Annotated in this window: 13 protein-coding genes, 1 tRNA gene, 1 rRNA gene and 2 riboswitches; of the genes, 11 read left to right on the forward strand and 4 right to left on the reverse strand. The window is 39.9% G+C overall.

The window, feature by feature from the left end; translation table 11 throughout:
- The 6 genes from rrf to tsaD form a co-directional block, all read left to right on the forward strand.
- Positions 1–94: ribosomal RNA gene (gene rrf, locus HNQ84_RS13795) — 5S ribosomal RNA — on the forward strand; the annotation flags it as partial.
- 24 nt (positions 95–118) lie between these two features.
- Positions 119–195, forward strand: a tRNA-Met gene (locus HNQ84_RS13800).
- A gap of 160 nt (positions 196–355) precedes the next feature.
- The gene (gene tsaE, locus HNQ84_RS13805; RefSeq protein ID WP_055442050.1) at positions 356–829 is read left to right on the forward strand and encodes a tRNA (adenosine(37)-N6)-threonylcarbamoyltransferase complex ATPase subunit type 1 TsaE; all 474 of its coding nucleotides are present in this window, start codon (positions 356–358) and stop codon (positions 827–829) included.
- Positions 810–1,514 carry a tRNA (adenosine(37)-N6)-threonylcarbamoyltransferase complex dimerization subunit type 1 TsaB gene (tsaB, locus tag HNQ84_RS13810; RefSeq protein ID WP_435622432.1) on the forward strand — a complete coding sequence of 235 codons (705 nt, stop codon included), beginning with the start codon at positions 810–812 and terminating at the stop codon, positions 1,512–1,514. Before tsaE ends, tsaB begins: the two co-directional genes overlap by 20 nt.
- On the forward strand, positions 1,515–1,958 hold the full coding sequence (gene rimI, locus HNQ84_RS13815; protein WP_080730221.1) for a ribosomal protein S18-alanine N-acetyltransferase: 444 nt from the start codon (positions 1,515–1,517) through the stop codon (positions 1,956–1,958).
- Positions 1,955–2,968 carry a tRNA (adenosine(37)-N6)-threonylcarbamoyltransferase complex transferase subunit TsaD gene (gene tsaD, locus HNQ84_RS13820; RefSeq protein ID WP_435622428.1) on the forward strand — a complete coding sequence of 338 codons (1,014 nt, stop codon included), beginning with the start codon at positions 1,955–1,957 and terminating at the stop codon, positions 2,966–2,968. The genes rimI and tsaD overlap by 4 nt, the downstream gene beginning before the upstream one ends.
- Before the next feature lie 295 nt (positions 2,969–3,263).
- Here the strand turns inward: tsaD and HNQ84_RS13825 are convergent, their stop codons facing one another.
- Positions 3,264–5,159: an ABC-F family ATP-binding cassette domain-containing protein gene (locus tag HNQ84_RS13825; protein ID WP_435622429.1), complete on the reverse strand. Its 1,896-nt coding sequence runs from the start codon at positions 5,157–5,159 to the stop codon at positions 3,264–3,266.
- 227 nt (positions 5,160–5,386) lie between these two features.
- Between HNQ84_RS13825 and HNQ84_RS13830 the strand changes: the two genes are divergently transcribed.
- Positions 5,387–6,022: a redox-sensing transcriptional repressor Rex gene (locus HNQ84_RS13830; RefSeq protein WP_032099477.1), complete on the forward strand. Its 636-nt coding sequence runs from the start codon at positions 5,387–5,389 to the stop codon at positions 6,020–6,022.
- Positions 6,023–6,031: 9 nt separating this feature from the next.
- Here HNQ84_RS13830 and HNQ84_RS13835 read toward each other — a convergent pair whose 3' ends face one another.
- Positions 6,032–6,205 carry a YdiK family protein gene (locus HNQ84_RS13835; protein WP_032099476.1) on the reverse strand — a complete coding sequence of 58 codons (174 nt, stop codon included), beginning with the start codon at positions 6,203–6,205 and terminating at the stop codon, positions 6,032–6,034.
- The gene (locus HNQ84_RS13840; RefSeq protein ID WP_032099475.1) at positions 6,202–6,939 is read right to left on the reverse strand and encodes a CPBP family intramembrane glutamic endopeptidase; all 738 of its coding nucleotides are present in this window, start codon (positions 6,937–6,939) and stop codon (positions 6,202–6,204) included. Before HNQ84_RS13840 ends, HNQ84_RS13835 begins: the two co-directional genes overlap by 4 nt.
- Positions 6,940–7,164: 225 nt before the next feature.
- On the opposite strand from HNQ84_RS13840, the gene groES reads away from it, so the two are divergent.
- Both groES and groL read left to right on the forward strand, forming a co-directional pair.
- Positions 7,165–7,449: a co-chaperone GroES gene (groES, locus tag HNQ84_RS13845; protein WP_004888755.1), complete on the forward strand. Its 285-nt coding sequence runs from the start codon at positions 7,165–7,167 to the stop codon at positions 7,447–7,449.
- Between the two features lie 70 nt (positions 7,450–7,519).
- A complete protein-coding gene (groL, locus tag HNQ84_RS13850) occupies positions 7,520–9,136 on the forward strand; it encodes a chaperonin GroEL (protein ID WP_435622430.1) in 1,617 nt (538 codons plus the stop codon).
- A gap of 19 nt (positions 9,137–9,155) precedes the next feature.
- Here the strand turns inward: groL and HNQ84_RS13855 are convergent, their stop codons facing one another.
- Positions 9,156–9,683 (reverse strand): DUF6944 family repetitive protein, encoded by a 528-nt coding sequence (locus HNQ84_RS13855; RefSeq protein WP_435622431.1) that lies wholly within the window; start codon positions 9,681–9,683, stop codon positions 9,156–9,158.
- Positions 9,684–9,811: 128 nt separating this feature from the next.
- Positions 9,812–9,913, forward strand: a riboswitch (purine riboswitch).
- 94 nt (positions 9,914–10,007) lie between these two features.
- Here HNQ84_RS13855 and guaA point away from each other — a divergent pair.
- Positions 10,008–11,528, forward strand: a complete 1,521-nt coding sequence (gene guaA, locus HNQ84_RS13860; protein ID WP_032099482.1) for a glutamine-hydrolyzing GMP synthase — start codon at positions 10,008–10,010, stop codon at positions 11,526–11,528.
- 83 nt (positions 11,529–11,611) lie between these two features.
- Positions 11,612–11,713: riboswitch (purine riboswitch) on the forward strand.
- 116 nt (positions 11,714–11,829) lie between these two features.
- The gene (locus HNQ84_RS13865) at positions 11,830–13,155 is read left to right on the forward strand and encodes an NCS2 family permease (RefSeq protein WP_435622433.1); all 1,326 of its coding nucleotides are present in this window, start codon (positions 11,830–11,832) and stop codon (positions 13,153–13,155) included.
- The last annotated feature ends 266 nt before the right edge of the window (positions 13,156–13,421 follow it).

A 13,421-nucleotide genomic window follows, 5' to 3' on the forward strand; every position in this document is an offset into this window, starting at 1 on the left:
CACACCCGTTCCCATCCCGAACACGGAAGTTAAGCTCTCCAGCGCCGATGGTAGTTGGCGGGACACCGCCTGCGAGAGTAGGACGTTGCCGGGCATTATTATGTTTATTTTCTATTGTCGCGGGGTGGAGCAGCCAGGTAGCTCGTCGGGCTCATAACCCGAAGGTCGCAGGTTCAAATCCTGCCCCCGCAACCAATGAAACGAAACAACGAAACGGTGTAAGTTTCGTATTTTTTTATGCCTTTTTTGCGTTATGATTTGTTTTCGTGTACACTTATATGTGTAGCATTTCCTTAGGAGAGTGATCCTAAGGTCTTTTTTGTATATTGATTTTATTCAATTAGGGGAATGAACGATGAAAACATATGAATATGTATCACATCATCCTGAAGATACGTTAGCATTAGCGATGAAACTTGCTCGATATGTTCAACCTAAAGACGTTATTACGTTAGAAGGTGATTTGGGAGCAGGAAAAACAACGTTTACAAAAGGATTAGCAAAAGGTTTAGGAATTGACCGTAATGTGAACAGCCCAACTTTCACTATTATAAAGCAGTATGAAGGGCGCTTACCTTTGTATCATATGGATGTATATCGTTTAGATGAAAGCGAAGAAGATTTAGGGTTTGATGAATATTTTTTTGGTGATGGTGTAACAGTTGTCGAATGGGCACATTTAATTGAACCATATTTGCCATCTGAGCGTTTACATATTACGATTCACCATGCGGATGGAGAAAATCGAATCATTCGTTTTTCACCGATTGGTGAACGTTATAAACAGCTATGTAAGGAGATTTTTAGTGATGAAAGTGTTAGCCATTGATACATCTACATTTGTTATGGGGATCGCTATCGTTGATGGACAAGTCGTTAAAGGCGAAATGATTACGAATTTGAAAAAAAATCATTCGATACGAGTAATGCCTGCGATTGAGGCGCTTCTTCAAGAATGTGAGGTAAGCCCTCAAGATCTTGCCCGTATTGTTGTTGCGAAAGGACCTGGATCATACACAGGTGTTCGCATTGGTGTGACGATTGCCAAAACGCTTGCTTGGACGCTAAACATTCCGCTTGTCGGTATATCGAGTTTAGAAGTGATGGCAGCAAATGCGAAGTATTTTGATGGGCTTATTGTTCCATTAATGGACGCTCGGCGTGGACAAATTTATACAGGTCTTTATAAAGCTGAAGGGGGCAACATTCAATCCATTGTAGCTGATCAAGTTATTTTGGCGACAGATTGGGCAAATGAATTAAAATCGTACAATGAACCAATTTTATTAGTTGGAAATGATAGTGTGCTACACGAAGCAGTGTTTGTTGAAGCGCTAGGTCGTTCTGTCCAATTAGCCTCAGCGACCCTTCACAATCCGCGCCCAAGCGAACTTGCATGGTTAGGAATGAATCGTCAACCAGAAGATGTTCATACATTTGTCCCAAACTATATTCGTTTAGCAGAGGCCGAAGTGAATTGGCTCGCTCGTCAACAAGAAAGGGCGGAAGGTTAAGTGGATGTTTTTTTTCGTTTTATGACGCTTCAAGATCTTGATCGTATTATAGAAATTGAGCAACGTTCATTTACACTTCCGTGGAGCCGTTCTTCCTTTTATCAAGAATTGACAAACAATCCGTATGCTCGTTACATTGTGATGGAGTATGATGGACAAATTATCGGTTATTGTGGTATGTGGCTGGTCATGGATGAGGCACATATTACAAATATTGCGGTATTGCCGGAGTTTCGAGGCAAAAAGTTAGGAGAAGCACTGATGAAACAGGCGATGGAGTTGGCAAGAAAAGAAGGAGCGCAAACAATGACTTTAGAAGTGAGAGTATCGAATATCGTTGCACAATCATTGTATCGGAAACTTGGTTTTTTAAATGGGGGCATTCGTAAACGGTACTACTCGGATAATCAAGAAGATGCATTAGTCATGTGGGTGAAATTATGAATAAAAAGGATATATTTGTACTTGGAATTGAAACAAGTTGCGATGAAACGGCTGCAGCCATTGTGAAAAACGGACGCGAAATTGTAGCTAACGTTGTCGCTTCACAAATGGAAAGTCACCAACGATTTGGAGGAGTCGTTCCTGAAATTGCCTCACGTCATCATGTTGAACAAATGACGCTCGTGTTAGAAGAAACGATGAAACAGGCAAATATGGATATGAGCCAAATGGATGCTATTGCGGTGACAGAAGGTCCTGGGTTAGTAGGTGCTCTATTAATTGGCGTAAATGCGGCAAAAGCATTAGCTTTTGCACACAGCATTCCTCTTGTTAATGTGCATCATATCGCAGGGCATATTTATGCGAATCAGCTTGTGCAAGAAATGAAATTTCCACTTTTAGCCCTTGTTGTATCAGGAGGTCATACGGAACTCGTTTACATGAAGGAGCATGGTGTATTTGAAGTGATTGGCGAGACGCGCGATGATGCGGCAGGGGAAGCGTATGACAAAGTTGCCCGAGCGTTACAACTACCTTATCCAGGGGGACCTCACATTGATCGCTTAGCGAAACAGGGAAAACCAACTATTGATTTACCGCGCGCATGGCTTGAAGAAGGTTCATATGATTTTAGTTTTAGCGGATTAAAATCAGCGGTTATTAATGCGTTGCACAATGCAAAACAGCGTGGAGAGACGATTCGTCCTGAAGATATGGCGGCAAGTTTTCAGGCAAGTGTTGTTGAGGTGTTAGTTGAAAAAACAATTCAAGCAGCCACGCATTACGACGTGAAACAAATATTGCTAGCTGGCGGTGTGGCAGCAAATGAAGGACTGCGTACGCAATTACAAAAACAAATGAAGCAGCTGCCTGAAGTCGAGTTAGTTATCCCGCCGTTGTCGCTTTGCACAGATAATGCGGCGATGATTGCGGCAGCGGGAACGGTACTATTTCAACAAGGAAAGCGAGCGACAATGGCGTTAAATGCCAGCCCAAGTTTACTGTTATAGCAAGAGGGTGCCCTAAAAGTAACCGGGCACCCTTTCTTATAATCGTATAAATTTCCTTGAAGAAAAACCGAACCTTTTTTGTGGATTATTTTATCCACATATATGTGAATAATGTGGAAAACGTTGATTATATGTTATTTTATCATAACGAGTTAACCACAATGATATATGTGGATTTTTTGATTTTCTTGTGGATAATGTGGAAAAGTAGGTGAATAACTTATATTTAGGTGTTTTTTCTGTGGATATATTTGTGTAAAAAATGAGCTAGTCCACAAATGGGGCTAGCTCATTATTATTGTTGTAAAAGTTCCCATTGCTCAAATAGTTCGTCGAATTTTTTCTTTAGTTCTTCGATCTTTGCTTGAGTATCCCGAGCTTTTTCATAGTCATTGTAACAGGAAGGATCATATAATTGTTGTTCATATGCAGCAATTTGTTGCTCCAGTTGCTCCATTTCCAGCTCTAGTTGTTCTAGTTTTCGTTTTCGCTGTCGTTCAAGCTTTTTTCGCTCTTTTTCTTCTTCGTATGAACGCTTTGGTGAAGATCGTTCTTCTGTTATCGTCTTTTCATTGAGTTGTCCAAGTTCAAGCAACTCTGCTTTTTTTGCCACATAATAATCGTAGTCTCCCAAATATTCCACAAGTCCATCTGTGGATAACTCATATATTTTGGTTGCGATCCTGTTAATAAAATAACGGTCATGAGAGACGAATATAATGGTCCCAGGATATTCAATGAGTGCTTGTTCTAGCACTTCTTTGCTATCTAAATCCAAATGGTTTGTGGGTTCATCTAAAACTAATACGTTCGCTTTTTTCATCATTAGCTTAGCGAGAGCGAGCCGCGCTTTTTCTCCACCGCTTAACGTCTGAACAGGCTTCAATACGTCGTCACCAGAAAATAAAAAGTTTCCGAGAATGGTCCGAATTTCTTTCTCTGTTTTTAATCGATCTTCATCCCACAGCTCGTCGATAACGCGTTTATTAGACGTTAACTCGGCTTGTTCTTGATCATAATAACCGATTTGTACGTTTGTTCCGTAACGCAGCTCCCCTTGTTTTATAGGAAGTCGTTTGACGATCGTTTTTAGAAGAGTCGATTTTCCAATGCCGTTCGGTCCAATCAGTGCAATACTATCCCCGCGAGTGATGCGAAATGAAAGATTTTTTGCGATGATGTGATCGTAACCGATCGCTAAATTGTTGGCTGTTAGCACATCATTTCCGCTTGGCCGTTCGATTTCGAAACGAAATGATGCCGATTTCTCATCACCAAGCGGCTTTTCGATGATGTTCATTTTTTCTAGTTGCTTTCTACGGCTTTGTGCCCGCTTTGTTGTTGAGGCGCGAGCGATATTTCGTTGAATAAAATCTTTTAATTTTGTGATTTCCTCTTGTTGTTTTTCGTACAATTTCAGTTGTTGTTCAAATTGCTCCGCCCGTTGATGTAAGTAGCTTGTATAGTTGCCGACATATTTTTTTATTTTTGTGCGCGACAATTCGTACACTTGTGTGACGATTTGATCAAGAAAATAGCGGTCGTGCGAGACGATGAGAATGGCTCCTGTATAGTTTTTTAAATACTGTTCAAGCCATTGTAATGTTTCCATATCTAAATGGTTCGTTGGTTCGTCTAAAATAAGTAAATTTGGCTTAGTCAGAAGTAGTTTTCCTAGCGCTAGTCTCGTCCGCTGTCCGCCGCTTAATGTTGATACTTTTGTTGTATAATCGTACTGGGAAAAGCGAAGGCCATGAAGAACAGAACGAATATCTGCTTCATATTGATAACCGCCTTTTTCCTTAAATTCCGTTTGTAAACGATCATATTGCTCTAATAGTCTTTCGTAGTCAGCATTATGCAAGCTCATTTGTTGTTCTAGTTCACGCAATTGCTTTTCCATTTGTTGAAGCGGGGCAAAAACATCGAGCATTTCGTCCCAAATAGAGCGATGAGCTTGCAAACCTGTATATTGATCTAAATAGCCGATTGTCACATGTTTCGGCTTTATAATTTCACCTGTATCGTATGACAATTGGCCAGCAATGATTTTTAATAATGTTGATTTTCCTGCGCCGTTTCTCCCAACTAGAGCAATGCGATCTTTTTCTTGTATTTCAAGTTTTATGTCTGATAAAACTTGTTCAGCTCCATATGATTTGGATAGTTGGTTTATTTGTAAAATGATCATCATTTCTCACCTCAATCTTCTTTTGATAGTGTAACGCACTTTCTTCATGTTCGGCAATACTAGTGTGTGAATAACAAATTTGACAAAAATAATAATAAAGGGTACAAAGGAAAGACAGAATGAAAAAAATAGTGTATAGTTTAAAAGTGGAGAGAACTTTTTCGATGTATAGGAGAGAAAAATGAAAGCGCTAACTATTTGTGAAAGGAAATGTGGGGGATTGACTCGTGAACAATGAACAACCAAAAATTCCGCAGGCGACCGCAAAGCGACTACCGTTGTATTATCGTTTTTTGAAAAACTTGCATGCATCAGGAAAGCAGCGTGTATCTTCAGCGGAGTTAAGTGAAGCTGTAAAAGTCGATTCAGCAACGATTCGCCGTGATTTTTCATACTTTGGTGCGCTTGGAAAAAAAGGATACGGATATAATGTGAATTATTTGCTGTCGTTTTTCCGTAAAACGTTAGATCAAGATGAAACGACAGAAGTCGCGTTATTTGGAGTCGGTAATTTAGGGACGGCATTTTTGAACTACAATTTTAGCAAAAACAATAATACGAAAATTGTGATGGCGTTCGATGTAGATCCAGATAAAGTCGGAACAGAAGTCGGAGGAGTTCCAGTTTATCATTTAAATGAATTGGAAGAAAAACTCGGTGGAATTACGGTAGCGATTTTAACTGTTCCTGCTCAGGTTGCTCAGCCGATTACTGACCGACTTGTTCAAAAAGGCATTAAAGGAATTTTAAACTTTACGCCTGCTCGTCTGCATGTGCCAGAGCACATTCGTGTTCATCATATTGATTTAGCGGTCGAATTGCAATCACTCGTTTACTTTTTAAAACATTACGGAAATGAGTAAACCTCCCGTTTATGAGCGGGAGGTTTTTTTCAATAAAGAGCGAATCGCTGTTCCAAAATCAAATGTTGCAATTAGGATGAATAACATCGTCGTTACATCCCAAATACCATCATCGGCACTATCCACAGCAAAATAAGTAAATAAAATTCCCATTAGAAAATAAAACAACGGTTCGGATTTCATGAAAACAGCCTCCAAATCACGAATTGCATTTGTTCTGCTTCGCGCATCATTTTTTCAATTTCTTCAGCGAATAATGTTTGAATGGCGACGACAAAGGTGTTCATGAGCACATGGGCCACAATGGGTACGAGAATACGTTTTGTTTTGACATATAAGAACGCAAATACAAATCCCATTGTTGCATAAAGAAGCAAATGCTCGAATTCTAAATGAACAACAGCAAATAAAAGTGAACTGACAAGGGCTGATAAAAGAAAGTTATATTTTTCATACAACGTCCCAAAAATAATTTTTCGAAAGATGATTTCTTCTAAGATTGGTCCAACGATCGAAGTGACAAGCATAAGTGCTGGTGTGAGCTTTACCATTTCGACGATGCGTCGTGTGTTTTCGGATCCCATTTCGACACCAAAGAGGTGTACTTCGATGTTTGCTGCAATGCCTTGAGCGAAAAGAGCGAGCAAAAACCCCCCAATTGCCCAAAAGATCGACGTTCCAATTGATGCTTGATGGCGATCGTACGAATACTTCATATCTTCTTTCATGAAATAAAGAACGAAAAAAAGAGCAATCGAAAAACTAATAACAGCCCAGTAACCAGAGGCGATCGAAAAAGCTACTTCTTTATTTGATGCGTTAATAAATCCGCTATGTGCGAGCAAAGGAACGCCAACTAAACTGGATAGTTGCATAGCAATGTATGTAATGATGACAAACCAATATTGCTTTTTCACATGTTCAACCCCTTTTTGCAAAATGAGTACTTTTTCATTTTACCATATTTTTTGTATGAATTTCGAAAGGAAAGACATAATGAAAAAGGGAAACATTTAGTGAAAAATTTTTAACTTCCTACTTGCAAAATTGAAAAAAGTTCATTAATATAATAAGTGTGTTAGCACTCAATAATAACGAGTGCTAATAACGGTACGAAAATCTAATTAAGGAGGTCGTTTGCCGTGTTGAAGCCACTAGGTGATCGCATTGTCATTGAATTAATCCAAACTGAAGAGAAAACAGCGAGCGGAATTGTTTTACCAGACACAGCGAAAGAAAAACCACAAGAAGGAAAAGTTGTTGCGGTTGGTTCAGGCCGTGTTCTTGACAATGGTGAGCGTGTAGCTCCAGAAGTGAGCGTTGGTGACCGCATCATCTTCTCAAAATATGCGGGTACAGAAGTGAAATATGATGGAAAAGAGTACTTAATCTTACGTGAAAGCGACATTTTAGCTGTGATTGGTTAATCGTTCGCCTGATAACATATAAAGCATACAAAAATACTTAACAAAAATGATTATCAAGGGGGTAAGATGTATGGCAAAAGAAATTAAATTCAGCGAAGAAGCTCGTCGTGCGATGTTACGCGGTGTAGATAAATTAGCTGACGCAGTAAAAGTCACATTAGGTCCAAAAGGTCGTAACGTTGTATTAGAGAAAAAGTTCGGTTCTCCATTAATTACAAATGACGGTGTAACGATTGCAAAAGAAATTGAATTAGAAGATCCGTTTGAAAATATGGGTGCGAAGCTTGTTGCGGAAGTAGCAAGCAAAACAAACGATGTTGCTGGTGACGGTACAACAACAGCGACTGTATTAGCACAAGCGATGATTCGTGAAGGTTTGAAAAACGTAACAGCTGGTGCAAACCCAATGGGCATTCGCAAAGGTATTGAAAAAGCTGTTGCTGTTGCGGTAGAAGAATTAAAAGCGATCTCTAAACCAATCGAAGGTAAAGATTCTATCGCTCAAGTTGCAGCAATTTCTGCGGCTGACGAAGAAGTTGGTCAATTAATCGCAGAAGCAATGGAGCGTGTTGGTAAAGATGGTGTCATTACATTAGAAGAGTCTAAAGGCTTCACAACAGAATTAGATGTTGTGGAAGGTATGCAATTTGACCGTGGTTATGTATCTCCATACATGATTACAGACTCTGATAAAATGGAAGCTGTATTAGACAATCCATACATCTTAATTACAGATAAAAAAGTTTCAAGCATTCAAGAACTTCTTCCTGTGTTAGAGCAAGTTGTTCAACAAGGTAAGCCGTTATTAATCATTGCTGAAGATGTAGAAGGCGAAGCGCTTGCAACATTAGTTGTGAACAAACTCCGTGGTACATTCACAGCTGTTGCAGTTAAAGCGCCTGGCTTCGGTGATCGTCGTAAAGCAATGCTTCAAGATATCGCGATTTTAACAGGCGGTGAAGTGATCACAGAAGAGTTAGGTCGCGAATTGAAATCAACAACAATTGCTTCACTTGGTCGTGCGGCGAAAGTTGTTGTAACGAAAGAACATACAACAATTGTTGGCGGCGCTGGTCGCGCAGAAGACATTCAAGCACGCATCAATCAAATCCGTGCTCAATTAGAAGAAACTACTTCTGAGTTTGATCGTGAAAAATTACAAGAACGTTTAGCAAAATTAGCTGGCGGTGTTGCGGTAATCAAAGTTGGTGCTGCAACAGAAACAGAGTTGAAAGAGCGCAAATTACGCATTGAAGACGCATTGAATGCAACACGTGCGGCAGTTGAAGAAGGTATCGTTGCCGGCGGTGGTACTGCGTTAGTGAACGTGTACAATAAAGTTGCAGCAATTGAAGCGGAAGGCGACGAAGCAACTGGTGTGAAAATCGTTCTTCGTGCAATCGAGGAGCCAGTTCGTCAAATCGCACAAAACGCTGGCTTAGAGGGCTCTGTCATCGTGGAGCGTTTAAAAACAGAAAAGCCTGGCATTGGTTTCAACGCAGCAACTGGAGAATGGGTTGACATGATCGAAGCGGGTATCGTTGACCCAACAAAAGTTACTCGTTCCGCGCTTCAAAACGCAGCATCTGTTGCCGCCATGTTCTTAACAACAGAGGCAGTAGTTGCTGACAAACCAGAAGAAAACAAAAATACACCAGGCATGCCTGACATGGGCGGCATGATGTAATACAAAAACTACCCCTGTTTCAACGGGGTAGTTTTTCTTTTAACTGACTTAAAAAACAAAGAACAGAGCCGACAGCTTGAATCCATGCTCCAGCGATACTGATCGATTGTCCTTCTTCTTTATTTCCTCGTTCCGCGTATATGCCACCAATGGCTTGTAGAGCATTGCCAATGGCTTGTAGTAAATTTCCAATTGGAGTTAATACAGATGGTTGCCTATCCTCCCAATTATCTGCAAATGAAATGAGTCCGCCTAATGATTGTAACCAATTTCCTGTAATCTCCTGTTGACTTCCCTCTTTGTTTAATAGCCCAGCAACAACGGTTACGTTACCGATAGCTTGAATTTGATTTCCATATATACCTAATGTATCAGGGATCTCAGCATCTGCCTCTAAAGCGTTTCCCGTCGCTTGCAATACGTTTCCCCATAAATCAAGAGCAAACTGTTTCCTATTACTGAAAAAAGGAGTGCTTCCAACGGCCGAAGTAACAGTACCTACAGCTTGGGTAAATGAACCGATAAGTGCTTTCGTTTGAAGATCCATAGCTATTCTCCTGCGATCCATTTCGTTTATAAATTATATGCACATGAGATAGTATTGTTAATTGTTAGAAAATTTAATAAAAACGAAGGTATCTTGACCGATGAGGAATGAAGTTGGTAGAATGAATTAAAATTTAAGATGCTTACCTTCGTATATCCTCGATAATATGGTTCGAGAGTCTCTACCGGGACACCGTAAATGACCCGACTACGAAGGCAGTGTTCTATATTGCTAGAATTCTGCCTTCGTTTTTTTATGCGAGGGTATGAATGCTAGCTTTTTTATTATATGTAGATGGGGTGATTTCGTTTGAGTCAGCAGGAAATGATCGTCGTTTTAGATTTTGGTAGCCAGTATAATCAGTTAATTACGCGCCGTATTCGTGAATTTGGTGTGTACAGCGAGCTACATCCACATACGATTACAGCAGAGCAAATTCAACAAATGAATGTAAAAGGCATTGTTTTTTCGGGTGGTCCAAATAGTGTATATGACGAACAAGCATTGACGTGCGATCCAGCACTTTTTCAGTTAGGCATTCCGATTTTAGGTATTTGTTACGGCATGCAGCTAATGACGCATCATTTAGGTGGGAAAGTTGAAAAAGCGACTCATCGGGAATATGGGAAAGCAACGATTACGGTACAACGTGCGTCGCAACTGTTTGGTGACTTACCGACAGAGCAAATTGTTTGGATGAGTCATGGCGACTTAGTGACAAAAACGCCAGAAGGGTTTATCGTTGATGCGACAAGCCCATCTTGTCCGATTGCCGCGATGAGCGATGAAACGAGAAAGTTTTATGCCGTTCAGTTTCACCCAGAAGTGCGCCACTCAGTATATGGAAATGAATTGTTAAAACGATTCGTGTTTCACATTTGTAAGTGTAAAGGCGATTGGACGATGGGAAGCTTTATTGAGCACGAAGTTCGTAAAATTCGTGAACTTGTCGGCGATAAAAAAGTGCTTTGTGCTTTAAGTGGTGGTGTTGATTCGTCGGTAGCAGCTGTTCTCGTTCATCGTGCGATTGGCGATCAGTTAACGTGCATTTTTGTTGACCACGGTTTGCTTCGCAAGGGGGAAGCAGAAAGTGTCATGAAAACGTTCCGTGAAGGTTTCCATATGAACGTCATTAAAGTGGATGCAAAAGAACGGTTTTTAAATAAATTAAAAGGTGTAAGTGATCCAGAGCAAAAACGAAAAATTATCGGAAATGAGTTCATTTACGTTTTTGACGATGAAGCAGCAAAGCTTGACGGCATCGAATTTTTAGTACAAGGTACGCTTTATACTGACATTATTGAAAGCGGCACTGCAACGGCTCAAACGATTAAATCGCATCATAATGTTGGCGGCTTACCTGAAGATATGAAGTTTAAGTTAATTGAACCTTTGAATACGCTTTTTAAAGATGAAGTGCGTGCACTCGGTACAGAGTTAGGTATTCCAGACGAGATTGTATGGCGTCAGCCGTTTCCGGGTCCAGGACTTGGCATTCGTGTATTAGGTGAAGTGACAGAGGAGAAGTTAGAAATCGTTCGTGAATCGGATGCGATTTTGCGTGAAGAAATAAAGAGAGCAGGACTTGATCGTGACATTTGGCAATACTTCACTGTACTCCCTGACATTCGTAGCGTTGGGGTGATGGGAGATGCTCGCACGTATGATTATACGGTCGGCATCCGTGCTGTAACGTCGATTGATGGGATGACAGCGGACTGGGCACGTATTCCTTGGGATGTACTGGAAGTCATTTCAACACGTATTGTAAACGAAGTGCCTCATGTTAATCGCGTTGTTTACGATATTACAAGCAAGCCACCGGCAACGATTGAATGGGAATAAAAAACGAACGAAAAATTAAAATATATAAAAAATGTTCGTTTTTTATATTGACTGTGCTCTTTTTGGTTGGTAGAATGTATGTGTAAAGTAAATAGAGGATACATCGTATAATCTCGAGAATATGGCTCGGGAGTCTCTACCAAGCTACCGTAAATAGCTTGACTACGATGTGTAATGTGGGGGAGAGGAATCTGCTTGGTTCCTCTCTATGTTCTGTGCATTATGCATCATAGTCAACGCTTCTGGTAGTTTGCTAGAAGCGTTTTTCTTTTTATTACAACATATGGAGGGACTTGAAGTGATTAAGAAGTATTTTCAATTTGATGAGTTTGGTACAAATTACAGGAGAGAGATTGTTGCAGGTTTAACAACTTTCTTATCGATGGCTTATATTTTATTTGTTAATCCAGCTGTTTTATCATTAAGTGCTGTACCAGATTTACCGAATGAAATGAGAATGGATCAAGGTGCAGTATTTACGGCGACGGCTATTGCGGCAGCTGTTGGATCCTTATTAATGGGATTAATTGCGCGCTATCCTATTGCGCTTGCACCGGGGATGGGGTTGAATGCTTTCTTTGCTTTTACTGTTGTATTAACGATGGGTATTCCTTGGCAAACAGCGTTATCTGGCGTTCTTATGTCTGGAATGATTTTTATCTTACTTACGCTAAGTGGTATTCGTGAAAAAATCATTAACTCAATTCCAGAAGATTTAAAATATGCAGTTGGTGCAGGAATCGGGTTATTTATTACGTTTATTGGATTCCAAAACGCAGGTATTATTGTTAATAACGACGCAGTTCTTGTTGGTTTAGGTCATTTAACAAATGGGAATACATTGTTGGCTATTTTCGGAGTAATCATTACCGTTATTTTAATGGTTCGTCGTGTAAACGGCGGAATCTTCATTGGAATGGTGGTTACAGCTGTCGTTGGAATGATTGCAGGATTAATCGATGTACCAACAAAAGTAGTTGGTTCTGTACCGAGTTTAGCACCTACATTTGGAGTAGCTTTTGAACATCTTGACCAAATTTTCAATATTAAAATGCTAGCTGTTGTGCTAACATTTTTATTTGTCGATTTCTTTGATACCGCAGGAACGCTAGTGGCGGTCGCGAATCAAGCAGGGTTATTAAAAGATAATAAATTGCCACGAGCCGGGAAAGCGCTTTTTGCTGATTCTTGTGCAACGGTTGTTGGAGCAATTTTAGGGACGTCTACAACAACATCGTACATTGAATCCTCAGCTGGGGTAGCGGCTGGTGGACGTACAGGTTTTACTTCTGTCGTAACAGCAATTTTATTTTTGCTTGCGTTATTTTTCTCTCCACTGTTATCGGTTGTGACAGCACCAGTCACAGCACCGGCATTGATTATTGTTGGTGTACTAATGGTATCATCGCTTGGAAAAATTGAATGGACTCGTTTTGAAATTGCTGTTCCTTCATTTCTAACATTAATTTCAATGCCTTTAACGTATAGTATTGCAACAGGAATTGCGATTGGGTTTATTTTTTACCCAATTACAATGATTGCGAAAGGTAAAGCGAAAGAAATTCATCCAATTATGTACGGTTTATTTGTTGTTTTCATTCTATATTTTGCGTTTTTAGTTGAGTAACTACTATAGTGACAGATTGAGAGGCTTGGGTTATTACTTCCAAGCCTTATTTTTTTTAAAAAACAGTTGACGAGTAAATTGGTTTTTGATAATATACTTATTGCTGATTGAAACAAGTAATTTATGAAAGATAAAAAAGTGTTGACAAAGAAAACAGTAAATGTTATACTTAAAAAGTCGCTCAAAGAGCGGCAAAGATGTTCCTTGAAAACTGAACGAAGCGAAAAGCGTACGAAAGCTAAGGATAACTTTTTTATGGAGAGTTT

Source organism: Anoxybacillus eryuanensis, from assembly GCF_051200995.1.
Classification (GTDB): Bacteria; Bacillota; Bacilli; order Bacillales; family Anoxybacillaceae; genus Anoxybacillus; species Anoxybacillus tengchongensis.